18 protein-coding genes and 2 pseudogenes are annotated in these 26425 nt (G+C 64.5%); 13 read left to right on the forward strand and 7 right to left on the reverse strand.

All coding sequences use genetic code 11. The features are described 5' to 3' along the window. The first annotated feature begins 5 nt into the window (after nt 1-5). From OU994_RS26620 to OU994_RS26645, 6 genes are read left to right on the forward strand one after another with little or no spacing between them, the layout of a single operon-like run. On the forward strand, nt 6-2354 hold the full coding sequence (locus OU994_RS26620) for a glycosyltransferase family 2 protein (RefSeq protein WP_281608371.1): 2349 nt from the start codon (nt 6-8) through the stop codon (nt 2352-2354). Between the two features lie 24 nt (nt 2355-2378). Then, nucleotides 2379-4220: a glycosyltransferase family 4 protein gene (locus OU994_RS26625; RefSeq protein WP_281608372.1), complete on the forward strand. Its 1842-nt coding sequence runs from the start codon at nt 2379-2381 to the stop codon at nt 4218-4220. Continuing rightward, entirely contained in the window at nt 4207-5148 is a 942-nt protein-coding gene (locus OU994_RS26630) for a hypothetical protein (protein WP_281608373.1), read from the forward strand. Before OU994_RS26625 ends, OU994_RS26630 begins: the two co-directional genes overlap by 14 nt. Next, nucleotides 5145-7169: a glycosyltransferase gene (locus OU994_RS26635; RefSeq protein WP_281608374.1), complete on the forward strand. Its 2025-nt coding sequence runs from the start codon at nt 5145-5147 to the stop codon at nt 7167-7169. Before OU994_RS26630 ends, OU994_RS26635 begins: the two co-directional genes overlap by 4 nt. Then, nucleotides 7166-8203, forward strand: coding sequence for a polysaccharide pyruvyl transferase family protein (locus tag OU994_RS26640; protein WP_281608375.1), 1038 nt, complete (start codon nt 7166-7168; stop codon nt 8201-8203). Before OU994_RS26635 ends, OU994_RS26640 begins: the two co-directional genes overlap by 4 nt. An 8-nt stretch (nt 8204-8211) precedes the next feature. After that, complete coding sequence (locus OU994_RS26645; RefSeq protein WP_281608376.1) at nt 8212-9006, forward strand: methyltransferase domain-containing protein; 795 nt, start codon at nt 8212-8214, stop codon at nt 9004-9006. 21 nt (nt 9007-9027) lie between these two features. On the opposite strand, the gene OU994_RS26650 is transcribed toward OU994_RS26645, so the two are convergent. Beyond that, on the reverse strand, nt 9028-9741 hold the full coding sequence (locus OU994_RS26650; protein WP_281608377.1) for a pseudouridine synthase: 714 nt from the start codon (nt 9739-9741) through the stop codon (nt 9028-9030). 183 nt (nt 9742-9924) lie between these two features. Between OU994_RS26650 and OU994_RS26655 the strand changes: the two genes are divergently transcribed. After that, nucleotides 9925-10170 (forward strand): hypothetical protein, encoded by a 246-nt coding sequence (locus OU994_RS26655; RefSeq protein WP_281608378.1) that lies wholly within the window; start codon nt 9925-9927, stop codon nt 10168-10170. 388 nt (nt 10171-10558) lie between these two features. Here the strand turns inward: OU994_RS26655 and OU994_RS26660 are convergent, their stop codons facing one another. The 4 genes from OU994_RS26660 to rluC are packed head-to-tail and all read right to left on the reverse strand — an operon-like array spanning nt 10559 to nt 13686. Next, nucleotides 10559-11563, reverse strand: a complete 1005-nt coding sequence (locus tag OU994_RS26660) for a S49 family peptidase (RefSeq protein WP_131144303.1) — start codon at nt 11561-11563, stop codon at nt 10559-10561. Beyond that, nucleotides 11560-11940 (reverse strand): Rieske 2Fe-2S domain-containing protein, encoded by a 381-nt coding sequence (locus tag OU994_RS26665; RefSeq protein ID WP_131144302.1) that lies wholly within the window; start codon nt 11938-11940, stop codon nt 11560-11562. Before OU994_RS26665 ends, OU994_RS26660 begins: the two co-directional genes overlap by 4 nt. Nucleotides 11941-11962: 22 nt before the next feature. Continuing rightward, on the reverse strand, nt 11963-12625 hold the full coding sequence (locus OU994_RS26670) for an HAD-IIIA family hydrolase (RefSeq protein WP_281608379.1): 663 nt from the start codon (nt 12623-12625) through the stop codon (nt 11963-11965). A 38-nt stretch (nt 12626-12663) separates the two neighbouring features. Then, nucleotides 12664-13686 carry a 23S rRNA pseudouridine(955/2504/2580) synthase RluC gene (gene rluC, locus OU994_RS26675; RefSeq protein WP_281611727.1) on the reverse strand — a complete coding sequence of 341 codons (1023 nt, stop codon included), beginning with the start codon at nt 13684-13686 and terminating at the stop codon, nt 12664-12666. Nucleotides 13687-14277: 591 nt separating this feature from the next. Here rluC and OU994_RS26680 point away from each other — a divergent pair. The 6 genes and pseudogenes from OU994_RS26680 (at nt 14278) to OU994_RS26705 (ending at nt 23112) form a co-directional block, all read left to right on the forward strand. After that, nucleotides 14278-17676 (forward strand): Rne/Rng family ribonuclease, encoded by a 3399-nt coding sequence (locus OU994_RS26680; protein ID WP_281608380.1) that lies wholly within the window; start codon nt 14278-14280, stop codon nt 17674-17676. Between the two features lie 47 nt (nt 17677-17723). After that, nucleotides 17724-19059: pseudogene (gene chrA / locus OU994_RS26685) on the forward strand (chromate efflux transporter). 56 nt (nt 19060-19115) lie between these two features. Then, nucleotides 19116-20228 carry a GTP 3',8-cyclase MoaA gene (moaA, locus tag OU994_RS26690; protein ID WP_131144298.1) on the forward strand — a complete coding sequence of 371 codons (1113 nt, stop codon included), beginning with the start codon at nt 19116-19118 and terminating at the stop codon, nt 20226-20228. 91 nt (nt 20229-20319) lie between these two features. Continuing rightward, nucleotides 20320-22194 carry a gephyrin-like molybdotransferase Glp gene (glp, locus tag OU994_RS26695; RefSeq protein ID WP_307731751.1) on the forward strand — a complete coding sequence of 625 codons (1875 nt, stop codon included), beginning with the start codon at nt 20320-20322 and terminating at the stop codon, nt 22192-22194. A gap of 91 nt (nt 22195-22285) precedes the next feature. Continuing rightward, complete coding sequence (locus OU994_RS26700; RefSeq protein ID WP_281608381.1) at nt 22286-22540, forward strand: hypothetical protein; 255 nt, start codon at nt 22286-22288, stop codon at nt 22538-22540. Nucleotides 22541-22551: 11 nt separating this feature from the next. Continuing rightward, a complete protein-coding gene (locus OU994_RS26705) occupies nt 22552-23112 on the forward strand; it encodes a hypothetical protein (RefSeq protein ID WP_281608382.1) in 561 nt (186 codons plus the stop codon). Nucleotides 23113-23163: 51 nt separating this feature from the next. On the opposite strand, the pseudogene OU994_RS26710 reads toward OU994_RS26705, so the two are convergent. Next, nucleotides 23164-24702, reverse strand: a pseudogene (locus OU994_RS26710) (acyl CoA:acetate/3-ketoacid CoA transferase); the annotation flags it as partial. Between the two features lie 426 nt (nt 24703-25128). Next, the gene (locus OU994_RS26715) at nt 25129-26388 is read right to left on the reverse strand and encodes a DNA recombination protein RmuC (protein ID WP_281608383.1); all 1260 of its coding nucleotides are present in this window, start codon (nt 26386-26388) and stop codon (nt 25129-25131) included. Between the last annotated feature and the right edge of the window lie 37 nt (nt 26389-26425).

The raw sequence follows: 26425 nt of genomic DNA on the forward strand, positions 1-26425 counted from the left end.
CATTGATGAACGCCGACTTCCTTTCCCCCGAGCAGATTCCCGCCGTCTCCGGCAATGAGCGCTGGCATGGCGCGATCGAAGGCCTGCATGAACGCTTGCTGTTCGGCTGGGCGTTCGACCGGGAGCGCCCGGATTCCCGGGTGGTCGTCGAGATTTGCCTGGATGGCATGCCTTGCGCGTTCGCCGCGGCCGATGCCGCCCGCCCCGACCTGGCGGACATGCTGGGCGTTCCGGACGGGCACGTCGACGTCTGCCATGGCTTCGTCGCCGACCTGGGCGAACTGCCATCCGGCGCGCGTGGCGTACTCACTGCGCGAATCGCGAATACCGATGCCGTGCTGGCCGGTGCCCTGCCACTGGATAACACGCGGTCGGCGCCGGTCACCGCGCTGAGTTCCGTTGTCTATGATGGCGGGCTGCGCCTGTCCGGCTGGGCAATCGATCCCGCCGATCCGCGCCGCGCCGTCACCGTGCGTGCCCTGGACGGGCACAACGTGGTCGCGCAAGCCGTCGCCGACATCGTGCTCCCATCGATGCGTGGACATGTCGAGGGGCCGCATGGCTTCGAGCTCGCACTGCCCCTGTCGCTGGCCGACGGCAAGACGCGTGAAATCCGTGTGGTGAATGACAGCGGGCAAGCGCTGAACGGCAGCCCGGCATTCGTCTGCTGCGTGCCCGGCGGCATGGCGGCCCTGCTGCCGGCCGGCAGCGACAAGCTGATGCTGGAAGTGGCCACCATGTATGAACGGCTGGTGCCACGCAGCGTGCCGCTGCGGGCGTGGCCGGAATGGTCGACCCACTTCGATGGTGCAACGGCCGGGCTCGATCCACGCCCTCCTGTCTCGCTCAAGGCCGCCATCCTGATCACTGGAACGGCGGATGAAGGTGTCATCGCCCGCACCGCGGCCAGCCTGCAAGGCCAGGGCGTGATCGTCCAGGCCTTCTCGTCCCAACCTTTTTCCGCCTTGCTCGCCAGCGCCATGGCTGCCGGCTGCGACGTCATCGGCTGCGTGCGCGCCGGCGATACGCTGCCTGCCCAGGCAATCGTCCATGCGCTGGAAGGCTTCGCGCTCGGGGATGCTCAACTGGTCTATACGGACAGCGAACAGGACAGCCGCCCATGGTTCAAGCCGGCGTGGAATGCCGACTATGCACTGGCGACCGATTACCCGCTGGAGTTGCTGCTGGTCCGCGGCGCGCTCCTGTCACACCTGGAACCACCAAACGATCCAGCCGAATTCGCCTGGTCGGCGCTGGCCGCCGCCGGGGCCCTGGGTGAACTGGCAATCGTGCATGTGCCACGCGTGCTGTACCGCATGAACAGCCCGTTGACGGACGAGGAACGTGGCCAGCGGGCGCGGGCCGCCGAACGGGCGGCGCGGATGCTCGAACCGGGCTTGCAGCTCAAGCCGCTCGACCGCGTGCCGGCGGGCCTGGCCCATGCCGCCCGCCGCGTGCAGGCAAGCTTGCCGGCCGGATGGCACGACCTGACGGTCAGCCTGGTGATTCCAACGCGCGACCGCGCCGATTTGCTGAAGCGCTGCATCGACAGCATCCGGCGCTTCACCGCATGGCCGAAACTGGACATCGTCGTCATCGACAATGGCTCCGCGGAAGCCGCGACGCTTGCCCTGTTTGCCGAGCTGGCAGCGGAAGGGGTACGGATCCTGCCGATGCCGGGACCGTTCAATTACGCGGACCTGAACAACCGGGCGGTCGCGCTGGCGCGTGGCGATATCGTCGGCCTGATCAACAACGATATCGAGGCGCTGCATGATGGATGGCTGGACGAGATCGTTGCGCAATTGTGCCGCCCGGGCATCGGCGCGGTGGGCGCCAAGCTGCTGTGGCCCAACGGCATGGTCCAGCACGGCGGCGTGCTGCTGGGCATCGGCAACGTGGCGGGGCACTTCGGCAACCTGCTGGCCGATGGCGACTGGGGCGACCACGGCCGCAACCAGTTGCCGCTGCGGGTGAGCGCGTGCACCGCTGCCTGCCTGTTCCTGCGCCGGCAGGACTACCTCGACGTGGGCGGCATGGATGCGCAGGCTTTCCCGGTAGCGTTCAACGATGTGGACCTGTGCCTCAAGCTGCGGGCGAAGGGCAAGGCCATCGTCTGGACACCGTTCGCGAAGTTGCTGCATGCCGAATCGGCTAGCCGCGGCCATGAGGACACGCCGCAGAAGAAGGCGCGCGCGCAGCGCGAGGTCAACGAGTTCCGGCGCAGGTGGGGCCATGTCATCGTGCGGGATCCGGCCTACCACCCTGCCCTCAACCTCGACGCCAACAGCCATGCTTTCGGGGGACTGGCAATCCCGCCGAGACAGCGGCTGCCACGTACCGGATCGCTCTGACCTGGATTCCACCGACCGACATCCATGACAGCCAACAGCAGGCTTGCGCGCGAGCGGGAAATCATCCGGCACCTGAACAGGGTGGTCCTGGAACGCGTTGCGGGAAACGCGGGGCGGTCGTCGCTGGCCGCGTATTTCCAGCCGATCGATGCCTTGTCCCATGGGTTGCCGGTGCCGATCTTTGGCGCGATGCTGCTGGTCTGGCAGATCCGCGATCGCGACCTGCAGGCGCTGTATCCGCTCGATACACTGGCGAACCGGATCGATTTCCTGTCCTGGTGCGCCTGCCATGGCCTGAAGGAATACGCGCTGCTGAAGGAATGCGCCCCGTTCCGCGATGCGCTCGACAAGCCGGCATTCCCTCCGGGGAAATTGCCCGGGCTCGATGCCGGCAACGCGCTCTCCTGGCTGATGGTGCTCACGGCATTGCGCCGTACCGACCTCAAGGTCGACATCGCCCGGCCGGCGGACCGGGCAAGGCTGCTGGTCTGGTACCTGGAGCACGGGTTCTCGTCCGCGGCGATCGAACCCCGCGTGGCCGCCTGGCAAACAGATTTCCTGCTGCGCGTGCTCCCCTCCGGCATGACGGCGCACCAGGCCATCCTGCATCAGGCGCGGCAGGACCTGCAGCAGGAGTTTCCCCTTCCATCGAAGGCGGCCGGCTACAGTGAATGGTATGCCCGCTCGGCGGAGTATCGCCGCCTGGCTCCGGCAAGCGCCGTGCCGCCGGAAGAAAACCCCAAGGCAGGTGAACCGTTCGGCGTGAATGTCATCGGCCACCTGTCGGGGGTTTCCGGCATTGCCGAGGATTCGCGCATGGCGCTGGCGTCCCTGGGCAGGACAACCATTCCCGCCGCGCCTGTCGATTATGTCGATGGCGCTCAGGCGGCGGGCGGCCCGGAGCACCGTTACGCCGTCAACCTCTTCTGCTTCCCGGCGCTGGAACATGCGCGCTACGTTGCCGAGCGCGGTGGCAACGGTATCGCGGGCCGCTACAACATCGCCTGCTGGCCATGGGAGATCTCCCATTGGCCGGAACAATGGCACCACCTGTTCGCGCTGGCCGATGAAATCTGGGCACCGAGCCGTTACATCCAGGAGGCCATCGAACCAGCTTCGCCGGTGCCGGTGCTGCATATGCCGATGGCTGTCGAGACGCCCCCGGCCAGCCGGCTGGGCCGGCGCGACTTTGCCCTGCCGGAAAACGCCTTCCTGTTCTACTTTTCGTACGACCTCAGGTCGGCATCGCTGCGCAAGAATCCGGAAGCGTGTATCGAAGCCTTCCTGGCCGCCTTCCCTGGCGGCGAGAAGGTTGGCCTAGTGATCAAGGCCTTGCGGCCGGAAAGCGACGGTACCGCGTGGCAGCGCCTCCAGGACACCGCCCGCCGTGACGGAAGAATCCACCTGATCGACAGGACACTCGACCGGGGCGACCTGGCCGCCTTGTATTCGGCCTGCGACTGCTTCATTTCGCTGCACCGTGCCGAAGGCTTCGGCAGGAATATCGCGGAGGCCATGAGCCTGGGAAAACCGGTCATCACCACCGGCTATTCGGGCAATCGGGATTTCACCAATGCGGCCAACAGCGTATTGATCGCCTGCACACCCAGGGAAATTCAGGAAGGAGATTATCCCTATGTCACGGGCGGAACCTGGGTCGATCCGGATATCCAGGACGCCGCAGCAGCCATGCGGCGCGTGGCTGGCGATGCCGCACTTGCGACCGGCCTGCAAGCCGCCGGCCGCAGGACGATGCTGCGCCACTCCACGTTCCAGGTCGCGCGCACCTACATGGACCGCTTGAAGCACATCAGAAAAAACCTGCCGAAACCAGACCGAAGAGACGACGACAATGAACTGGTATAAGAAAGATACACGGCCCAGCCTGCTCATAGCGCATGCCGATGAAGAGGGCCTGGCATTTGCCCAACTGCTGCATCATGCATTGCCGAGCAATGACTATGCGATCAGCCTGATGCCCGCGAGCGGTGCCGGCGCATTTCAGCCGACACATGAGCAGCGGGTCATTTGCAGCGATGTCAGGTCGACGATCGATTTCGCGCACCTCCGCGGCAATGTGCATGTTTTCGCGCAGTCGCCTTACGCCGCCATCGAGCAAGGCGGCATGTCCCAGGTCGAGAAGCAACAGCTTTACCTGGCGGTGCACAACAGCTTGAGCAAGGGACGGCGCGTACTGGCGCTGAGCGAACATTGCCGGATGGATGTGCAACAATTCCATTCGATGCATGTCTTCCTGGCCCACCTGCCCTCCACCTACAGCGATGTGGTGTCGTCGCTGGACATGGATGGCGTGGCGATCATCGTCAACGACGACGAGCTGGCCATGTGGACCGGCGTGCTGGAAAAGCTCGACCAGTTTTCACCGACCGTGTACCTCAACAGCCGCTCCGAACAGACTCCGGTCAGCACCATCGGGATGAGGATGCCGCATTCCGGCTTCATTCCAACCCGCCCCGCCGTCCAGATTTACCTGGGCAAGGACAGGTCCTATTGCACGCCGCTGCGCATCATCGACGCGTCGGCCACGGGCTCGGCCGTGGTGCAGGTCACCTACGACGGACTCCTGCGAGGGAATGGCAGGCTGATGCCGGCCGACTGTATCGGCTATTTCAGCCTGGACCGGCAAGTAGCGGACCCGTCCGAGCTCATGGCGTTCGTCGCGCATCTGCTGAGCAACCGGATGTTCCATGATTCCATCCTCACGGCACAGCGGCGCTACCTGCCGAATTTCCAGTCCAACCGCGTCGACTTTTTCGAATTGCTGACCAAATGAAAAGAATAGCCTGGTGCACGCCATTCTCCGCGGCCTCGTCGATCAGCGAGTTTTCCCACACGCTCATCGAGAGCTACAACAGCGATCCGGAACTCAAGGCTCGCGCGCAAATCGATGTGCTGGTCAATGAAAACGGCCGCCGCTACCGATCGACCAGCAAGTGCCTGAGCATCCGGCAGATCCTGGGTTCGCAGGACTCCATCAGCCTGTTCACTGACCATTACGACGATATCTTCTACAACCTGGGCAACAACAAGGAAAACCACCAGGACATCTTCGATCTGGCGGCCACGGCGCCCGGCATCGCGATCCTGCATGATTATGTCTACCAGCATTATCTTGCTGCGCGCATCTTCACCGACAGCAATGCGCCGAAGGTCTATGCCTACCTGATGGGCCGTCACTATGGTGCATCCGGCCTGGCCAGCGTCCATGCGTCGCAGATCCTCAGGCCGCGCGAATCGCGGATCGGACTCTGGGATACCGACCTCACCAGCAGGTACCCGCTGATCGAAGCAATCGTCGCCAACCCGCGCTACAAAGGCATCGTGGTGCATTCGGACATGGTGCGGCGGGCCGTGGCGGAAACCTTCAGTGGACCGATTCTCCAGTTGCGCCTGCCGGGCGATGAAAAGGAATCGCCATCGGCGGAGACGATCGCGCGCTGGCGCGAGGATACGGGAAAGCGCAGCAGGGTCACCGTGGCTGTTATCGGCCACATCCAGCGCGGCAAGCAGATCCACCGGCTGCTCGACGCGATATTCTCCGCGCCGGGTATCGCCGATCTCCTGCAAACGGTGATCATCGCCGGCAAGCCGGCCGACAGCGAGTATGTCGAGCACCTCAGGAAAATGATACTCGACCATCCGCTTGGCGCACTGGTGCGCCTCGAACTCAATGTCAGCCATGAACGGTTGCAGGAGATCAAGGAGGCGGCGGACTTCTTCGTGAATGTGCGCCACCCCAACACCGAGGGGGGATCCGGCTCGCTGATCGAGCAGCTGGCGTGCAACAAGCCCGTCATTGTATTGAACAGCGGAATTTTCGCCGAGGTGAAGGGCGGCGTCATTAAGATCGAAAACCTCCATGACCATGCGGAAATGCAGCGCGCCATCCACAAGCTGGCTTCATCGGCGGAATACCGCGTGCAACTGGGCGACGAGGCGAGACAATACGCGATGTCATTCCTGTCCAGGGATTACATGCGCGAAGCACTGGATTTCAGCGAGTCCCTGAAGAAGGAAAACCGGCTGCCTACCCAGCTCGATTTCAACGAAATCCTGCTCCACGACTCGGAAACGCGGGGGCCGGAACCCTTGTTCCAGTGGGGTGATGCGGCATTCGCCGAGTTCGCGAAAATCATTTTCCAGCCATATTTTTCGCAGGAATTCCTCGATTATCTGGCCAGCACCGCGCAGCAGGACAAAATCAACGCCTACAAGCGATACTCCTTTGCCAGGGTATTGCTGTCATTTTTCGATCATGCGGCAAAGGGCGAGGAATGCAAATACTGGCTGTTGCCGGCCCACCTGAATTTCGCCGACTGCTATGTGCTGGCCTGCCTGAAGGAGCAGCATTACCACACCTTCGCCAGCCTTCTGTCGGGAGTAGGGGTTGTGCAGATCAAGCAGTGGTCGATTGTCGCACAACGTTTTTCAACAGCCACTATCGTTGAGAGATTTGCACTCTTGCTGGCCCTTTGGAAAGACCAGAATGCCCCCGTATCCCAGGCAGAGTTCGGCGATTTCTGTGATATCATAAAAGCCACTGTTTCTGCAAAATTCATCGAAGTCATCCGATTGGTAGCAACATTGCCGGAGGAAGATTTCAGCCGTCTCATGCTGGGTGAATGGCGCAATTTCATCGACACCAGGCAATACCGCAGTTCCTATCTCGATTTGCATGAAGGAATCCATGGGGACCATGAGACGCTCGTCAAGCATTACGAAGCACATGGCAAGAACGAAGGCCGGGTCGCAAGGGTGTCGCTGCAACGATTGCTTTCAGCCACAAAAAAATGACTAATGCCAATTTCAATACGGCGGTGTTGGGATATTTTGGATACCAGAATGCCGGCGATGACGCGTTCCATGATTTCTGGTCGCGCACCATGGGTGTTCCGGATGCCTCGCTGCTGAAGAATTTGCGGAGCCTGAATGTCAAGTCGCCAGTCCTGGGCGGCGGCGCGATCGTCAACGAATATTTCATTTCACGGCTGCCGGAAAGCTTCGATCGGCTCAGCCTGTACGGTTGCTCGTTTCCCTATGGCCCGGATGATATCCAGCTGCTCGCACCATTCGCTGGCCGCATCGGCGACATTCATTTGCGGAGCAGGCGCGATGCCGAGGCGGCAAGGGAACTGTTCCCATCGACCCGGTATGTACCGGATCTGGTCTTCGGCCATGACTTCGCCGACCGGACCATCGCCATCGAAGAAATCGTTGGCCAGTGCGAAGTCCCGCCGATCGAGTTCGATTTCCAGCGCAAGAACCTGTTCCTCCTGCTGTCCGACCATTATCGCCCGGGAGAGCTGAGCAGGCATTTTCTCGTTGAATCGTTCAAGTACAGGATCGCCGAATCGCTCGATTATCTTTCGGAGTTCTACAACATCATCTGCCTGCCAATGAGCATGTGGCATGACAGCCGGGATAACATTTTCGCGGCCGACGTCGTCAGCAGGATGAGAATGCGCGAGAAGGTCGCGGCGATCGACAGGTATCTCGGACCGGACTATATATTCCAGGCCATCAAATCCCAGGCGTCGCTGGTCGTTTCGATGAAATACCACGGCATTGTTTTTGCAATGTGCGCGGGAGTGCCATTCATCAATGTCGGCGACACGCGGAAGAACCAGGACCTGCTGGTGGATTCCGGACTGGGCGCGCTCGAAAGCAGCATGGGCGATTTTGACAGGGACCGTTTTCTCGCGGCGGTGAAAGTCGCCGAATCCGCCGATACGCGCGAGATCATTCTCGACACGGCAGCGAGGAACCGCGAGGAAGTTCAGGCGGCAATGAAAGCCATCGGCAAGAATCTAGATTTTTCACCAGTATAGGGCCAGTCATGCGCGATATCGACCCCGACGACATGCATCCGGATTTCCTGAAGGCGATCGAGAGATTATGCGGTAACAGCGATTATGTGCGCGGGCATCTGCCGCGTTATATGCATACGCTGAGGCATATGCCGACGCCCAGCCAGTTCAAGGATGAGCAAACACGCGTGCTGGAGATCGGCACGTCTTTCATCTTCCCGCCGATTCTGCTGGACTTGTTCAAATACAGCAAGGTCGACGTAACGCATTTCCTGCCTGGAGATAAACGGGTGGAATTGCAGATCCCCGTGCCGAACGATGGAAGGCTGCTGACCGCCTACAATATCAATCTCGAGGAAGAGGCCCTGCCTGTCCCGGACGGGCAATATGACATGGTCCTGTTCATGGAAGTGATCGAACACATGGAACGCGATCCCATGCATATCATGTGCGAAATCAACCGGGTCTTGAAGGACGACGGATTCATCTACATCACCACTCCCAACAGCACGTCGGGAAGAAATGTCGTGAAAATCCTCAATGGCTTCGCCCCGCATTTCTTCATGCAGTATTCCAAGACCAAGAGCTTGTACCGCCACAATATCGAATACGATCCCCGGCAGGTCAAGGCCATGCTGGAAGCGGCGGGATTCCGCATGCTCAGGTTCTGGACTGCCGATAATTTCGAGCCCAAGGTGCCTGAAATCCTCGAGAAACTGGAGAGCTGGGGGTATTCAACGGCGAACCGTGGCGACAATATCCTGGGGATTGCCCAGAAAGTAGGTCCGCCCAAGGAGCGCTTCCCGCGCGAGATCTACTTCTGACGGCGTTGGGGAGCTGGCCGCTCAGCCCGCCAGCAACCCCAGCTGCTCCGCCTCCAGGTAACACCACTCCCCTTCTTTCAAGCCCAGGTCGGCCAGCCGCAAGCCACCGATGGCCGACCGGTGCAGCGCGCTGCAATGGTTGCCCGCGGCGGCCAGCATGCGCTTGACCTGGTGGTACTTGCCCTGCTCCAGCACGATTTCCAGCTGGTGCTCGCCTTTCGGTTCGCACACCAGGGCGGCCAGCGGCGCCGGTTCGTCATGCAGCTGCACGCCGGACAGCATCTGCGCGACCAGCGCATCCGTCACCGGCTCGGCGGTCGTGGCCTGGTACACCTTCGGCACATGGCGTTTTGGCGAAGACTGGGCGTGGATGAACGGGCCGTCGTCGGAGATCAGCAGCAGCCCCGTGGTGTCATGGTCGAGGCGGCCCACCGGCTGCACTTCGCGCCAGGTGAATTGTTCGGGCAGCAAGGTCAGCACGCCGGGATGGTGGCTGGGCTTGCGCGAGCATTCGTAGCCGGACGGCTTGTACAGCGCGATATACACATGCTCGCGGTAACGCCACTCTTCCTCGAAGACGGTCAGCACGAGCCCGTCCGTTTCAATGGCGGTCTTGTAGTTGTCGACGATGGCGCCGTTGACGGCCACTTCGCCGTCTTCGATCAGCGCGCGGCAGTATTTACGGGTGCCGAAACCCTGGGATTGGAGGATGCGATCCAGCGATAATTTGCTCATGGGAAGCATTCTACCGGATTGCAAGGAACAATCGCTTTGCCGTTGAGGAATGTCAAGTTGTACACCGTCGCCGTTGATACACTGAAACGCATGTAGGAATTTGCTGAACAGCAGCCTTTCTTCCTACCCTATTGTTAAGAAAGTATCCGAGATCCCGATACGATCGATTTCCAGGAGGCCGTAATGATCACTGTTGAATGCCGCTCCGACCTCGCCCGCGACGCCGCCGGACGGTTCGCCACCGAACTGTTGATCACGCGTTGCCGCACGGGCGCCGAACAGGCATTGATGCCGCAGCATCGCTGGTTCGCGGCCACCACGCAAGGCTTGCACGACTGGCTGCGCGAAGGCGGCTTCCAGAGCGAGATCGCGGCGGTGCGGCGGCCAGCGTCGGTTGGCGGTCAAGGGAACGAGCACAGCCGGCGCTGAGTATCTGGCGCAGGCATTGGCGCACGCAAAGTCCCTGGCAGGGGCGATGAGGCTGGCGCTGAGGCCTGCGACGATGTGGCAACGATGTTGCAACGATGTTGCCCGCGATGTTGCCCACGATGTTGCCTGCATACGAAAACAGCGGCACGAGGCCGCTGTTTTCCAGCCCCCGGAAAGGGACCAGTGAGGAATTTAATTCTCTCAATTCGCTGATGCGATCGATAGTTCACTACGCGACGCGATACGGATGACAACCGCGCGATCGAATGTTGAGTGCTTTTAAGATTGCGCCCTCCGTTCAATAACTACAGGACTACTATAACCTATCTGCAGTCGTTTTCAAGCCCGCGATCGCCATCATGTGAAAAGTCATTTCATCGGCGCCGTTTTACTTGATGACCGGCACGCCGGCGGCGACCGCGGCCTTCACCGCGCCACTGCCCACCGCCGCACCGAATTTCTTCAGCACCCGCTCCGGCAAGCCTTCGTGTTGCGTGTAGTCGATGATGTCCTCGGCCTTGACGACGTCGCGCGCCACGCTGTCCACGCTGCCCAGCTCGTCCACCAGGCCCATGTCGATGGCACGCGCGCCGGTCCAGAACGAACCGGAGAAGGTCTCGGGTGTTTCCTGCAGGCGCTTGCCGCGGCCGGCGCGCACGGTTTCGATGAATTGCTGGTGGATTTCGTTCAGCATCGCCTGGGCGTGCTGTTTCTGCTTGTCCGACTGCGGGCTGAACGGATCCATGAACCCCTTGTTGGCGCCGGCCGTGAGCAGGCGCCGCTCGATGCCCAGCTTTTCCATGGTACCGGTGAAGCCGAAGCCATCCATCAACACGCCGATCGAGCCGATGATGCTGGCCTTGTTCACGTAGATCCTGTCGGCGGCGGACGCGATGTAATAGCCGCCCGAGGCGCAGATTTCATCGACCACCACGTACAGCGGCTTTTCCGGATAGCCCTCGCGCAGGCGGCGGATTTCGTCGACGATCATGCCGGCCTGCACGGGGCTGCCGCCGGGGCTGTTGATGTGCAGGACCACAGCAACCGAGCCGTCGTCCGAAAACGCCTTGTTGAGCGCGGGGATCACGACCGCTGCCGCGCCGCTGCCCTGCGCTTCGATATCGCCCTCGATCTCGATCAGCGCCGTGTGCCGCCCGACATCGCCTTCGCCGCCGAACACGTTGACTTCGAAGTAGCTGGCGATCGCAAAGAAGACGAGCAGCAGCAGCGCCACCTTGTAGAAGATGCTCCAGCGGCGATTGGCGCGCTGTTCCTTGATGGTGGCGAACACGAGTTTTTCCAGCACCTCGCGTTCCCACTTGATGGGCGGTGTGTCCGAACGGGCAGGATCTGGCGGCAGGGCACCAGGCGTATCTGGGGTGTCGTTGCTCATGTCGGGGTCGTCGGGGGACGGATGTAATCGTCCGGTTGCCAATACAGGTTGCCATCGCGTTCGGCCAGCGCCACCGGCCGCAGGCGGCCGCCGCGGCACGGACCGCCGGCGCACTGGCCGCTGCTGGGAATATACACGGCGCCGTGCGTGGAGCACATCAGGTACAAGCCGCTGGATTCAAAGAAATCGCCTTCGTTCCAGTCCAGCTCGATCGGCACGTGGGCGCACCGGTTCAGGTAGGCATAAGCCTTGCCGCCATGCCGGATCACGAAGCCCGTGGCCGGCTGGCCGCCGGCCAGTACGGGAAAGCGCACGCCCTTGCCGTTGTCGAGCACGGCGTCGGCGGCGCAGATTAGGATGTCGGTGTTCACGGCCAGGCTGCGTTCCGGTGAATGCCCATCAGGCGTTGGCGTTCAGCCACTGGTGCAATTCCGGCACGTTCTTTGCCGAAAAGACCGGGCGGCAGGCGGTCAGCTGATCAACCGGGTGGGCGCCATACTCGACGGCGATGCCGGCCGCCCCGGCGTTCTGCGCCATCATCAGGTCGTGCGAGGTGTCGCCGATCATCACGGTGCGGCGCATGTCCTGGCCCAGTTCACGGGTCAGTTCCTGCAGCATGGCCGGGTGCGGCTTGGAAAACGTTTCATCGGCACAGCGCGTGGCGTGGAACGTGGTCAGCAGCTTTGCCGCGTTCAGCGCGCGGTTCAGGCCCACGCGGCTCTTGCCGGTGGCCACGGCCAGGAAATAGCCCTGCTGCGACAGTTCGGTGAGCAATTCCGGCACGCCGTCGAACAGCGTCAGTTCATGGTCCTTGGTCAGGTAGTGGTAACGGTAGCGTTCGACCATGCGCGGGTAATACTTCGGGTCTACTTCCGGACCCAGCACTTTCTGCATGGCTTCCGAAAGGCCCAGGCCGATCACGTGGGATGCCGCCTCCCGCGAAGGAATCGGCAGGCCCAGGTCCCTGGCCGCGGACTGGATGCTTTTCACGATGGTGGCCGTGCTGTCCATCAGCGTGCCATCCCAGTCGAAGACGATCAGGTCAAATTGCTTTCTTGCCATGTGCTCCGGCGAGGCCGGCTCCATTCTTGTTGCCCACTTTATTGCAGAGCAGAGTTATCAGGTTGGCCCAAGCTTACCAAGAATTTTTCGCATTCGGGGGCGAGCGGCGCGTTCAAGGTCATGATTTTCCCGCTCTCGGGATGGCGGAACGTGATCTGGTGCGCATGCAGGAACATGCGCTTGAGCGGCACCGTGCGTTTTTGCAGCGCCTTGTTCAAGGCAAAGTCGCCGTACTTGTCGTCGCCAGCGATCGGGAAACCGGTTGACTGCAGGTGCACGCGGATCTGGTGCGTGCGCCCGGTTTTCAGTTCCGCCTCGAGCAGCGCGAATTCGCGGTACTTCCTCAGCAGCGAAAACACCGTGTGCGACGGCATGCCCGTTTCCATCACGGCCACGCGGCGCTCGCCATCGCCGGTGGTGTACTTGTGCAGCGGCGCCTTGACGTGCTGGCGCTTGTTTTTCCAGTCGCCGGTGGCCAGCGCCAGGTAACGCTTGTCCGTCTCGCCGTCGCGCATCTGCTCGTGCAGGCTGGTCAGCGCCGAACGCTTTTTCGCCAGCAGCAGCAGGCCGGACGTTTCACGGTCCAGCCGGTGCACCAGTTCCAGGAATTTCGCATCCGGCCGGGAGGCGCGCAGCTGCTCGATCACGCCGAACGAGACGCCGGAGCCGCCGTGCACGGCCACGCCGGCCGGCTTGTCGATGACGAGCAGGTGCGCGTCTTCATAAATGACGGGAAATTCCGCGGCGGGCGCGGCATTGTCCGGCTTCTCCGCGATACGCACGGGTGGAATGCGCACCACGTCGCCCGCCACCAGGCGGTACAACTGGTCGATCCTGCCCTTGTTCACACGCACTTCACCGGAGCGCAGGATGCGGTAGACGTGGCTCTTCGGTACGCCTTTGCAAATACGCAACAAGTAGTTATCGATACGCTGTCCGGCCTCTTCTTCGCCGATCGTCACGAATTGTGCTTGTGGCAGGACTGTCTGGGGGGAAGACTGGGCCTCGCTTTGGCGGGGCTTTTGGGTTGTCTTCCCAGAAAATCTCTCTAAGTCCTTCATTTTGAATATATAATCAATTCGCCGTGGCAATGCAGCACTTAACTAAGTGTTTGCCCTGCTGTTGCTGTGTGTAAGAAGAAAACCACGATTTTACACAGGGGCGCATCCGCTGGCCTCGCTTAATTGCGCATTCAGCGGAAATAAACGTATACGCACATACGGGCACGGATCAGGGTGGCAACCAATGTTGTCATCGGGTTGGGTGAACGGATGTTGGAATTAGATTGGCTGGATCGTTTGGATAACTCCGGCAAGCAAGCCCAGAGTCGTTGCTTGCCGGTTGATGAAGCTGATAACGCTTGCCGTTTTCGCCCGGCACCACACAAGATGCCAGGCTCGACCAATTGCGCACGCCCGCATTCTCCGCGGCCCACCTCATGGGGCTGGACAGGATGAGTTGCAGGTGGTGCGAACTCGGCATGACGATCAGCTTCATGCGCCCACTGTGGCAGCTGCGCCTGCGCGCTGCCGCACGACGAGGCATTTCCCCGCAGCCTCCTTAATTCCGCGTATATCCTCGTACGATTGCCGCTCGCGTTCCTGGAACCTGGGCGGCGCATTTGGCCGAAGGGTCGCGGAGTCAAATAAAAAATGAAACGCATGTTGTTCAACGCTACGCAGCAGGAAGAGCTGCGCGTAGCCATTGTCGATGGTCAGAAACTGATCGACATCGACATCGAAACCGCCGGACGCGAGCAGCGCAAGTCCAATATCTACAAAGGCGTGATCACCCGCATCGAGCCGTCGCTGGAAGCCTGCTTCGTCAGCTATGGTGAAGACCGCCACGGTTTCCTCCCGTTCAAGGAAGTGGCACGCAGCTATTTCCGCGAAGGTATCGACGTGCGCAACGCCACCATCAAGGATGCGCTGCGCGAAGGCCAGGAAATCGTTGTCCAGGTGGAGAAGGAAGAGCGCGGCAACAAGGGCGCCGCCCTGACGTCGTTCATCTCCCTGGCCGGCCGCTACCTGGTGCTGATGCCGAACAACCCGCGCGGCGGCGGCGTGTCGCGCCGTGTCGAGGGCGAGGAGCGCCAGGAACTGCGCGAAACGATGGACAAGCTGGACTTGCCACAAGGCATGTCCGTGATTGCCCGCACCGCCGGCATCGGCCGCAACGTCGATGAACTGCAATGGGACTTGAATTACCTGATGCAGCTGTGGCGCGCGATCGAAGGCGCCTCGAAATCGGCTTCCGGCGCCTTCCTGATCTACCAGGAATCGTCGCTCGTGATCCGCGCCATCCGCGATTACTACCAGCCCGACATCGGCGAGATCCTGATCGATACGGACGAGATCTACGAACAGGCCCACCAGTTCATGAGCCACGTGATGCCCGACATGGTGCATCGCGTCAAGCGCTACAGCGACGACGTGCCGCTGTTCTCGCGCTTCCAGATCGAACACCAGATCGAAACGGCCTACAGCCGCACGGTACCGCTGCCATCCGGCGGCGCCATCGTGATCGACCACACTGAAGCCCTGGTGTCCGTGGACGTCAACTCCGCCCGCGCCACGCGCGGTTCCGACATCGAGACCACGGCCTTCCATACCAATTGCGAAGCGGCCGAGGAAGTGGCCCGCCAGTTGCGCCTGCGCGACCTGGGCGGCCTGATCGTGATCGACTTCATCGACATGGAAGTGGCCAAGAACCAGCGCGAAGTGGAACAGCGCCTGAAGGATGCGCTGCACCACGACCGTGCGCGCGTTCAGATGGGCAAGATTTCCCGCTTCGGCCTGATGGAACTGTCGCGCCAGCGCCTGCGCCCTTCGCTGTCCGAAGGTTCGCACGTGACGTGCCCGCGCTGCTCCGGCACCGGCCACATCCGCGATACCGAATCCTCCGCCCTGCAGGTGCTGCGCATCATCCAGGAAGAGGCGATGAAGGAAAACAGCGCCGCCATCCATGTGCAGGTGCCGGTCGACGTGGCCGCCTTCCTGCTCAATGAAAAGCGCGGCGAAGTGCTGAAGATCGAGAACCGCCACCGCATCACCGTGATCCTGGTGCCGAACAAGCACCTCGATACGCCGCACTACAAGCTCGAGCGCATCAAGCACGACGATCCGCGCCTGGAAGAATCGGCCGCCAGCTACACCATGGCCGAGCAGGCGGAGACCGACATGGGCTTCGCCAAGCGCCAGAAGGAAGAGCAGAAGCCGCGCCAGGAAGCCGTGGTGAAGACCATCACGCCAAGCCAGCCGGCCCCGATCGTCGACCGTACGCCAGCCCCGGTCCCGGTGCAGCCGGTCGCTCCGCCGCCGGTGGCAGTACCGGCCCCGGCCGAAAAAGGCTTCTTTGCCAAGCTGGTCTCCTTCTTCACCGGCAAGACCGAGGAACCGGCACCGCCGGCCGCCCCGGCCATCGTGACGAAGCCCGTCGCCGTGCCGGCCGAGCGTGCCGACAAGAATGGCCGCGGCCAGCGTCCCCGTGGCCCGCGTGGCCCGAAAGACCGCGAACCGGGTGCCCGCGACGAAGCCGGCAAGCCGGCGACGGAAGCGCGCCCGGCCCGTCCGCCGCGCCCGCCACGCGAACCGCGTGAAAAGCTGGACAAGTTTGCCGACAAGGGTGTCGACAAGGTGGAAACCGAAGGCGCCGTGGCAGCTGCCGTGACGCCGCGCGCCGAGCGTGGCGAACGCCCGGACCGTGCCGAACGCCCGCAGCGCGAGCCGCGTGAACCGCGCGAAGCCCGCCCGCCGCGCGAACCGCGCGAATTGCGTGAAGCGCGCGAAACGAAAGCCCAGCCAGCCGAAGCCAAGGCCGATGAACTGGCGCTGGCCGCAACGGGCGTGGGCCCGGTCGGTACCGGCACGGGCGCCAGTGTCGGCGTGCCGGCCACCGCGCCGGCATCCGCGCCGTCCGCCGATACGCCGGGCCTGGTGAAATCCACCGGCAACACGGGACCGGAAGGCGAGGAACTGGACGGCGAAGGCGGCGACGAGCCGCGCCGCCGCCGCCGCCGAGGCGGTCGCAACCGTAACCGCCGCGAACGTGAAGGCGCCGAAGGCGAAGGTATCGAGTCCGCCGACGAGTTTGCCGGCGCCGCGGCGGAAGGCGACACCATCAAGGCTGCCACCGAATCCGTGGTGACCGAGCAGGTGCAGGTCGCTACCCGCGAAGCAGCGCTGGCACCGGCCGAAACGCCGGCGGCAGTTGCCCAGGTCGAGCCGGTGGCTGCCGCCGCCGCCGCGATCGAGGCGGTCGAGCACACGCCAGCCGCCGTGGAACCGGTGCAGCAGGCGGCTCCGGCTGCCGAGGCGCCCGCCAGCGCGGAAGTGACGGAAACGAAGCCGGCCGACACCGCGCCGATGGCCATCGAGCCGGCCGAAGCGGAAATCGTGCAGGCACCGGTCGCCGAGCCGCTGCCCGTGGCTGCTGTGCAAGCGCCTGCCGCGCCGGTGGCCATCGAGCCGGCCGAAGCGGAAGTCGTGCAGGCACCCGCCGCCGAACCACTGCCGGTGGCTGCGCAAGCCGCCGCAGTAGCGGCAGAAGCAGCTGAACCCGTAGCCGAACCCGCAGCCGCCCCGGTAGCAGCCGAGCCGGCCGAAGCGGAAGTCGTCGACGCCCCGGCGGCCGAGCCGCTGCCGCCAGCCACGACCGCGCCTGCCGCCGTCGATGTGACGCCGGTGGTGGAAGCCGCCGTGGTGATCCCGGCTGCCGCCGAGATCGGTACTGCCGAGGCGGTCGCCGCCGAGGACGTGGCAACGCAACCGGTGCCGGTCACCACGGCAGCCGAGCTGCTGGCCGCGCAAGCGCCTGCTGCTCCTGCTGCTGCTGCTCCTGCTGCTGCTGCTCCTGCTGCTGCTGCGCCGGCGGACCTGCAAACGATCCTGGCAGCCGCCGGCCTGCAAATGGCCGCGACGGACCCGGCCAAGCTGCGTGCCGCCCAGGAAGCGGCGGCGCACGAAACGGCGCCGGTGCGGGTGGGCCGCACGCGCAAGCCGGCGCCGGTGGTGGTGGAAGAGCCGCTGGTGCAGGTGGATACCCGACGCTGATCGCCAACGACTGAAAAGGGAAGCTTCGGCTTCCCTTTTTTTTGCCCATGACGCCACCATCGCCCTCCCTGTCCACCGCGCTGCGCTACTGGCTGAAGCTGGGCTTCATCAGCTTTGGCGGCCCGGCCGGGCAGATCGCCCTGATGCATGCCGAGCTCGTCGAGCGGCGCCGCTGGATATCCGAGCAGCGCTTCCTGCATGCGCTGAATTACTGCATGCTGCTGCCGGGGCCGGAGGCAACCCAGCTGGCCGTCTACATCGGCTGGCTGCTGCACCGGGCGCGCGGCGGCATCCTGGCCGGCACGCTGTTCGTGCTGCCATCGCTGCTGATCCTGATCGGACTGGCCTGGATCTACCTGGCCTTCGGCGACGTGCCGGCGATTGCCGCGGTGCTGTACGGTATCAAGCCGGCCGTCGTGGCACTGGTGCTGGCCGCCACCTGGCGCATCGGCCGGCGTACGCTGAAGAACGGCCTGCTGGGCCGCCCTCGCCTGCGCGGCCTTCGCCGCCATCATGCTGGGCGTGCCCTTCCCCGCCGTGGTACTGGCCGCCGCCGTGCTTGGCTGGCTGGGCGGGCGGCTGCGGCCGGCGGCATTCGCTCCCGGCATGCCCGGCCATGGCAAGGCGGCGGCCAGCCATGGCCCCGCGGTGATCGACGACGACACGCCGACACCGCCCCATGCCCGCTTCGGCTGGCGCAAGCTGCTGGCCACGTCCGCAGCCGGCGTCGCCCTCATGGCCGGCAGCTGGCTCGCGGTGGCGTCCGCCACCGGCCTGTACAATCCGCTCGCGCAGATGGGCTGGTTCTTCACCAAGGCGGCGCTGCTGACCTTCGGCGGCGCCTACGCGGTGCTGCCCTATGTCTACCAGGGTGGCGTGGAGACTTATGGCTGGCTGACGCCGGCCCAGATGATCGACGGGCTGGCGCTGGGCGAAACCACGCCCGGCCCGCTGATCATGGTGAATGCCTTCGTGGGCTTCGTGGGCGGCTGGACCCACCAGGTGCTGGGCGGTCCGACAGCCTCCGGCGTGGCCGGCGCGGTGGTGGCCGCGTGGTTCACGTTCGTGCCGTCGTTCATCTTCATCCTGGCCGGCGGCCCGCTGGTGGAGGCCACGCGCGGCAATATCCGCATGACGGCGCCGCTGACGGCGATCTCGGCGGCCGTGGTCGGCGTGATCGCCAGCCTGGCCGTGTTCTTCGGCGAGCAAGTCTTCCTGGCCGGCGCCCGACCGGACTGGGCGGCGATCGCGATCGCCACAGTCGCCGCGTGGGCGTTGCTGCGCTGGCAAACCGGTCCCGTAAAGCTGCTCGCAGCCTGTGCGATGGCTGGCCTCGTGCTACATTACGCCAATGGAATCAATGGTTTATTGAATCCTGGTTAATGTTGCCCAACCTGGTTATTCAATAAAGTTGCCCGATTGCTCACTGTAGTTTGTCAATGACCGAAAAAATCATCATCCTCGCCGACGGCCGCAGCCGGCCGCCGGCGATTCCCTCCGCCATCGAGGCGCCCACCGGCGAAGTGCGCGACCGCCTGGCGCGGCCGCTGCGCGACCTGCGCATCTCGATCACGGACCGCTGCAACTTCCGCTGCGTGTATTGCATGCCGAAGGAAGTGTTCGACAAGGATTACCAGTACCTGCCCCATTCCTCGCTGCTGACCTTCGAGGAAATCACGCGCGTGGCGCGCCAGTTCGTGGCCCATGGCGTGGAGAAAATCCGGCTGACGGGCGGCGAGCCGCTGCTGCGCAAGAACATCGAACGCCTGATCGAGATGCTGGCCGCGCTGCGCACCGTCGACGGCAAGCCGCTCGACCTGACGCTGACCACCAACGGCTCGCTGCTGGCCCGCAAGGCGAAAGCGTTGAAGGAAGCGGGCCTGCAACGGGTGACCGTGTCGCTGGATGCGATGGACGATGCCACGTTCCGCGCGATGAACGACGTGGATTTCGCCGTGTCCGACGTGCTGGAAGGCATCGAGGCGGCCCATGAGGCGGGGCTCGGCCCGATCAAGGTCAACATGGTCGTCAAGGCCGGGACCAACGAGCAGGAAATCCTGCCGATGGCGCGGCATTTCCATGGCACGCCGCACATCCTGCGGTTCATCGAATTCATGGACGTGGGCGCCTCCAACGGCTGGAACATGAACGATGTGATTCCCTCCGCCGAGATCGTGCGCCGCGTCGGCGCCGAATTGCCGCTGGTGCAGGTCGACCCGAACTACACCGGCGAAACGGCGGCGCGCTGGCGCTATGCCGATGGCGGCGGCGAGATCGGCGTGATTTCCAGCGTCACGCAGGCATTTTGCCGCGACTGCACGCGGGCGCGCCTGTCCACCGAGGGCAAGCTGTACACCTGCCTGTTCGCCACCCAGGGCCACGACCTGCGCGCGCTGCTGCGCGGCGGCCACAGCGACGAGGAACTGGCGGCCGCCGTCGGCGCGCTGTGGCAGGCGCGCGGCGACCGCTATTCGGAGCTGCGCACCATCAATACGGACGGGCTGTCGGGCAGCGGTGCGCGCAAGGTCGAGATGTCCTACATCGGCGGATAAACTTGGGGTGAAGGCATGCATGGCGGACGAACGCCGCGGCGATCGGACGCGCCGTGCATGAGTGTGCGTTGACTATTCACAGGGGAAACAATTGAGCGACAACGACGTCAGCGGCCTGATCTTCGCGGGTGGCCGCGGCAGCCGCATGGGCAACGTGGACAAGGGCCTGCAGCCGTTCCGGGGAGCGACGCTGGTGGCGCACGTGCTGCAGCGCTTCGCGCCGCAAGTGACGGCGCTGACGATCAGCGCCAACCGCAGCCACGAGGCGTATGCATCGCTGGGTGCGCCGGTGCTGGCCGACGAGCTGGGCGGCTTCGCTGGCCCGCTGGCCGGCTTGCAGGCGGGCCTGCGCCGCTGCGCCACGCCATTGCTGGCCACGGTGCCCTGCGATTCGCCGTTCTTGCCGGACAACCTGGTGCAACGGCTGCGGGATGCCTTGCTGGCCCAGGATGCCGACCTGGCGCTCGCCGTGACCATGGAAGCGGACGACAGCGGCGCGGCCCGCAAGCAGGCGCACCCGGTATTTTCCCTGATGAAGACGCACGTGCTGCCCCGGCTCGACGCCTACCTGGCGCGCGGCGGCCGCAAGATGGATGGCTGGCATGAGGGCCTGAAGGTGGCCGAAGTGCTGTTCACGGACGCCGCCGCGTTCCGCAACATCAACACGCGCGAGGAACTGCTGGCCGAAGACCGCGTGCATCGGCTGGCCGACCTCACCGGCGATCTCGATCCCGGCGCGATGCCGGTACGGCAGGCGCGGCACGTCATCGAACGGTTCGTGCGCCCCGTGCGCGGGGTGGAAAAGGTGGCGCTGCGCGCCGCGCTGGGCCGTGTGCTGGCCGAGGACGTGATTTCGCCGATCAGCGTGCCCGCGCACGACAATTCCGCGATGGACGGCTTTGCCTTCGACGGTGCCCAGCTGTCGGCGGACCATCCGACCCGGCTGAAGGTGATCGGTACGGACTTCGCGGGCCGCCCTTCCGGGCTGCAGCCGGGCCCCGGCCAGTGCCTGCGCATCATGACGGGCGCGGTGATGCCGGCCGGATGCGACACGGTATTGCCGCAGGAGCATGCCGCGGGCGTCGAGGACGACTGCCTGACGATCGCGCCGCGCAGCGTGCGCCCCGGCGACAACCGCCGCCTGCGCGGCGAGGACCTGATGGCGGGCCGCCCGGCGCTGGCGGCCGGCAAGATCGTGCGCCCGGCGGACCTGGGCCTGATCGCCTCGCTCGGCATTGCCGAGGTGCCCGTGCGGCGCCGGCTGCGCGTGGCATTCTTCTCCACCGGCGACGAACTGCGCTCGGTGGGCGAACCGCTGGCGCAGGGCTGCGTGTACGACAGCAACCGCTACACGCTGTTCGGCATGCTCACGCGCCTGGGCTGCGAGCTGGTCGACATGGGGATCGTGAAGGACGACCCGGCCGCGCTGGAGGCGGCGCTGCGCGATGCCTGCCAGAGCGCGGACGCGATCGTCACCTCCGGCGGCGTCTCGGCCGGTGCCGCCGACTACACGCGCGACATCATGGCGCGCCTGGGCGAAGTGGCGTTCTGGACCATCGGCATGCGCCCCGGCCGCCCGATGGCGTTCGGCCGCATCGGTGCCGAGGGCCACGAAGCGTTCCTGTTCGGCCTGCCCGGCAACCCGGTGGCCGTGATGGTGTCGTTCTACTTCTTCGCCCGCCCCGCCCTGCTGCGGATGATGGGCGCCGACGCGCCGGCCGACCTGCTGGTGCAGGCGCGCTGCGCCGAACCGATCCGCAAGCGCCAGGGGCGCACCGAATTCCAACGCGGCGTGCTGTCCATCGCTCCCGACGGTAGCCGCGAAGTGCGGATCACCGGCGCCCAGGGCTCCGGCATCCTGCGCTCGATGACGGAAGCCAACTGCATTGTCGTGCTGCCGGATGAATGCGGCAACGTGGCGGCCGGTGACCTGGTGGAAGTGCTGATGTTCGAGGGGCTGGTATAGCCACTTGCCGCTGGCATTGTGACAATATGAGGATTTTTCCTTGCTGGCATTCTGATAAGCTGCGCACGGGCCAGTCAACGATTCTTGCCGGATGAAAGAAAACCTCTCTACCGTCACCACGTCAGCCGGGGTGCTGTTCGTGATGTGGCTGTTCTTGTACTTCCCCACGTTCCGTGGCGAGGATATCGGCCTGCGCCTCGCCTGCGCCAGCATGGGCATTCTCTTCGCCAGGCAAGCGTTCCTGAGCGGCAAGCTGGTATCGCGACTGGAGCGCTGCTCGCTGATCGTCTCCGTCCCGGTCGGGTTGGCGGTCGTGGCGGCGGGCCTGATTGCACACTGCCTGTGAGGACGACGCCAATGCATTCCCTTGCCATGATCATGGCGTTGCTGCTCCTGTGCGGACATGCCCGCGCCGCCGATGCGAAGCCGGGTGCCAGCGATTGCGCCATCGACTGGGCCAGGTACATGGCCCAGGACCTGAATACCTTCGACCAGGGCGCGGACGGTTTCCGCGGCGTCATATCCGCGGGAGACCTTTGCGTGGCCGACCTGATCGCCAGCTACCGCAAGGCCAATCCCGCCGTGCTGGACAACCCGGATGCGTACCTGCTGTACTGGCATGAAGGACAATACCGCGCTTTTGCCGGCCAGAGCGAGCGCGCCCAGGAATTGTTCGGGCAATCGCGCATGCGCGACGGCCCGGCCGCCGACATGTGGAACCTGTACGTGGATGGATCGGTGGCATTCCTGCGCCAGGACCGCCCGGCCCTGCTGGAAGCCCGTGCGGCGCTGGCCGCACTGCCTCCCGAAACGTACCGCCCCATCCCGCGGCCGATGAACCTCGATGTGCTCGATGGCCTGATCGGCTGCTTCGGCAAGCCTTATGCCGAAGCATATGGAGCCGCTTGCCGGCAATAAGCCACCCGGCGCTCACCGAGCGCTGGTCCCGGTGCCTGCCCGTCCCGCTGTCATCGCCCCTTCGCCGAACAGCCGCGCATCCATCGGCTTCACGTTCGCCGCGATGCGCGGCACGAAGTCCATCCGCGCCAGGATATCGCGCTCGATATCGATTCCCGGCGCAACCTCGATGAGTTCCAGTCCCTGCCCGGTGAGCCGGAACACGCACCGCTCGGTGACGAACAGCGCTTCCTGCCCCCGCTCCAGGGCCACCGCGCCGCTGTAGGTGCGGTGCTCGACCTCGTGCACGAACTTGCGGGAGGCGCCTTCGCGCACGATGCGCAGGCCGCCGTCGCCGATCGCCACTTCCAGCGCGCCGGCGGTGAACGTGCCGATAAAAACCACCTTGCGGGCACTCTGGCTGATGTTGATGAAGCCGCCGGCGCCGGCCAGCTTGCGGCCGAACTTGCTGACGTTCAGGTTGCCCTGCCGGTCGGCCTGGGCCAGGCCGAGGACCGCCACGTCGAGGCCGCCGCCATCGTAGAAGTCGAACTGGTAGGGCTGGTCGATGACGGCGTCGGCATTGACGGTGGCGCCGAAGTCGAGGCCACCGGCAGGCATGCCGCCGATCACGCCCGGTTCGGCGGTCAGCGTAAAGCGCTCCAGCATGCCTTCCTCGGCCGCCACCGCCGCCACGCCTTCCGGCATGCCGATGCCCAGGTTGACGATGTCGCCGTCGGCCAGCTCCAGCAGCGCGCGCCGGGCGATCACCTTGCGCGCCGTCAGCGGCATCGGCGCGTAGCTGTCGAGCGGCACACGCAATTCGCCGGCAAAGGCGGCATCGTACGCGGTGCCGAACGTCTGCATGTGATATTCCGGTTTCTCGGCAACGACCACGCAATCGACGAGGATGCCGGGAATGCGCACCTGCCGCGGTGGCAGCGTGCCGGTGGCGGCCAGCCGCTCCACCTGCACGATGACGATGCCGCCGCTGTTGTGCGCGGCCATGGCGATCGCCAGCGCTTCCAGCGTGAGCGCTTCGCGTTCCATCGTCACGTTGCCCGCGGCATCGGCCGTGGTCCCGCGGATGATCGCCACGTCCACCGGGATCGCCTTGTAGAACAGCCACTCGCGGCCGCCGATGGTGGTCAGCTCGACCAGGTCGTCGACCGTGCGGCCGTTGATCTTGCCGCCGCCGTGGCGCGGATCGACGAAGGTGCCCAGCCCCACGTGCGTCAGCAGGCCCGGCTTGCCGGCCGCCGTGTCGCGGAACAGCTGGCTGATCACGCCCTGCGGCAGGTTGTACGCTTCGATGCGGTTGTCGATGGCGAGGTGCTGCAGCTTCGGCACCAGGGCCCAGTGGCCGCCGATCACGCGCCTGACCAGGCCTTCGTGGCCGAAGTGGTTCAGGCCGCGCTCGCCGCCATCGCCCTGGCCCGCCGCATACAGCAGCGTCAGGTCGCGGGGACTGCCCTGGGAAGTGAAGCGCCGTTCCAGGGCGACGGCGACATTTTCCGCGAAGCCCACGCCGACGAAACCGCCGGTGGCCACGGTGGCGCCATCGCGGATCCTGCCAACCGCTTCCTGGGCACTGACGATCTTGCTGCGCATGCGCTGCTCCCTCCTGCTTGATTGTCGCGAAACAGTTGCCGGAATCCACGTCGGCCTGTAATGCTGCTTGGTTAAGCGTTACCAACGCATTGAAAGCGCACGCATTCACCCCAGCGGCGAAGGGCTGGGGTCAGACCCGCCGGGTCTGACCCCGGCATTTGCGCTTGGGGTGGCTTATCCAAGCGGGCGTTAAAGTCGGACCGGTGATTGCAAGCCGTTGATGAAATCTTCAAACCAGTTGCGCAGGCAATCCCCGTGACGCCGCGCCCGCCGGGCTTTTACGAAGTATGCAATGAAACGCCACAGATGCAGCAAGGTTTTCCCGGCATGCCTGTTAGCCGGCATCAAGATGCCCCCTGCTGCGATCGGTTATATCGTCGCTCCCTAGCGGGGGACCGGTGGCAACCGCAGCCTAGTGGCGCGCGGTCAGTCCGGCAGTTCGCCGCCCGCGGCCAGGTCCTGTTGCCCGCCCAGCAGCAGTTCCGCCGCCTCGGCCGGCAGTGCCTCGACGGATTTCAGCTTCCTGGCCATCTGCCGGCTGCGCACTTCGGCCGATTCGATATTCTTCGCGGCCCGCTCCAGCGTGGTCTTGGTCGCGGCCAGCACGTCGCCGAACTTGCCGAATTCCGTCTTCACCGCGCCCAGCACCTGCCACACTTCGGAGGAGCGTTCTTCCAGCGCCAGCGTGCGGAAGCCCATCTGCAGGCTGTTCAGCAGCGCGGTGAGCGTGGACGGTCCGGCGATGCTGACGCGGTTCACGCGCTGCAGCTCGTCCGCCAGGCCGGGGCGCCGCATCACTTCGGCGTACAGGCCCTCGGTGGGCAGGAACAGGATGGCGAAATCGGTGGTCTGCGGCGGGCACACGTACTTGTCGGCGATGGTTTTCGCTTCGGTGCGCACCGCCCGTTCCAGTTCGCGGCCGGCCAGCGCCACGCCATCCGCATCGGCCCGCTCGGCCGCTTCCAGCAGGCGTTCGTACTGCTCCTTCGGGAACTTGGCGTCGATCGGCATCCACACGGGCGCGCCGCCATCCTTCTGGCCCGGCAGCTTCAGCGCGAATTCCACGCGCGCATTGGTACCGGCCACGGTTTCGACATTCTTGGCATACTGGTCCGGCGTCAGCACCTGTTCGAGCAGCATTTCCAGCTGCACCTCGCCCCATGTGCCGCGTGTCTTCACATTGGTGAGCACGCGCTTCAGGTCGCCCACGCCCAGCGCCAGCTGCTGCATTTCGCCCAGGCCCTGGTGCACCCGCTCGAGCCGGTCGGAGACTTGCCTGAACGATTCGGTGAGCCGCGATTCCAGCGTGGCGTGCAGCTTTTCATCGACGGTCTGGCGCATTTCCTCCAGCCGCGCGCCGTTGTCGGCCTGCAGGTCGCGGATGCGCGTTTCCAGCGTGGCGCGTACTTCCGCCATGCGGCGCGCATTCGATTCGGTCAGTACCTCGATCTGGCGGCGCATGCCGTCCAGCTGCTGGACGGTGGCCGCATGGGCCTGGGCCAGCGTGTGGCTCATTTCCTGCCGTTGCGCCTGGGCGGTGGCCTGCAGCTGCATGCGCACCTCGCGCTCGACCCGTTCCAGCCGTTCGCCGAGGTCGCCGCCCTGGTGGCGATTGCCTCGCAGCAGGAGCACGACCTGCAACGCGAGGATGGCGATGGCGAGCGCCAGCAATGCGTAGATTTCCATGGATTCCGTTCGCGGAAGTGATGTGGCCGAAGCCAGC

Origin of the sequence: Pseudoduganella sp. SL102 (assembly GCF_027856995.1) — a bacterium.
Taxonomy (GTDB): domain Bacteria; phylum Pseudomonadota; class Gammaproteobacteria; order Burkholderiales; family Burkholderiaceae_D; genus Rugamonas; species Rugamonas albidiflava.

Excerpts from the sequence above, each read along its gene's own strand:
- OU994_RS26705 (WP_281608382.1), top strand. The coding sequence starts at position 22,552 with ATGCATTCCCTTGCCATGATCATGGCGTTGCTGCTCCTGTGCGGACAT.
- OU994_RS26655 (WP_281608378.1), top strand. The coding sequence starts at position 9,925 with ATGATCACTGTTGAATGCCGCTCCGACCTCGCCCGCGACGCCGCCGGA.
- OU994_RS26620 (WP_281608371.1), top strand. The coding sequence starts at position 6 with ATGAACGCCGACTTCCTTTCCCCCGAGCAGATTCCCGCCGTCTCCGGC.
- OU994_RS26640 (WP_281608375.1), top strand. The coding sequence starts at position 7,166 with ATGACTAATGCCAATTTCAATACGGCGGTGTTGGGATATTTTGGATAC.
- OU994_RS26630 (WP_281608373.1), top strand. The coding sequence starts at position 4,207 with ATGAACTGGTATAAGAAAGATACACGGCCCAGCCTGCTCATAGCGCAT.
- OU994_RS26635 (WP_281608374.1), top strand. The coding sequence starts at position 5,145 with ATGAAAAGAATAGCCTGGTGCACGCCATTCTCCGCGGCCTCGTCGATC.
- OU994_RS26680 (WP_281608380.1), top strand. The coding sequence starts at position 14,278 with ATGAAACGCATGTTGTTCAACGCTACGCAGCAGGAAGAGCTGCGCGTA.
- OU994_RS26700 (WP_281608381.1), top strand. The coding sequence starts at position 22,286 with ATGAAAGAAAACCTCTCTACCGTCACCACGTCAGCCGGGGTGCTGTTC.
- OU994_RS26670 (WP_281608379.1), bottom strand. The coding sequence starts at position 12,625 with ATGGCAAGAAAGCAATTTGACCTGATCGTCTTCGACTGGGATGGCACG.
- OU994_RS26645 (WP_281608376.1), top strand. The coding sequence starts at position 8,212 with ATGCGCGATATCGACCCCGACGACATGCATCCGGATTTCCTGAAGGCG.
- OU994_RS26650 (WP_281608377.1), bottom strand. The coding sequence starts at position 9,741 with ATGAGCAAATTATCGCTGGATCGCATCCTCCAATCCCAGGGTTTCGGC.
- OU994_RS26660 (WP_131144303.1), bottom strand. The coding sequence starts at position 11,563 with ATGAGCAACGACACCCCAGATACGCCTGGTGCCCTGCCGCCAGATCCT.
- moaA (WP_131144298.1), top strand. The coding sequence starts at position 19,116 with ATGACCGAAAAAATCATCATCCTCGCCGACGGCCGCAGCCGGCCGCCG.
- OU994_RS26715 (WP_281608383.1), bottom strand. The coding sequence starts at position 26,388 with ATGGAAATCTACGCATTGCTGGCGCTCGCCATCGCCATCCTCGCGTTG.
- rluC (WP_281611727.1), bottom strand. The coding sequence starts at position 13,686 with ATGAAGGACTTAGAGAGATTTTCTGGGAAGACAACCCAAAAGCCCCGC.
- OU994_RS26625 (WP_281608372.1), top strand. The coding sequence starts at position 2,379 with ATGACAGCCAACAGCAGGCTTGCGCGCGAGCGGGAAATCATCCGGCAC.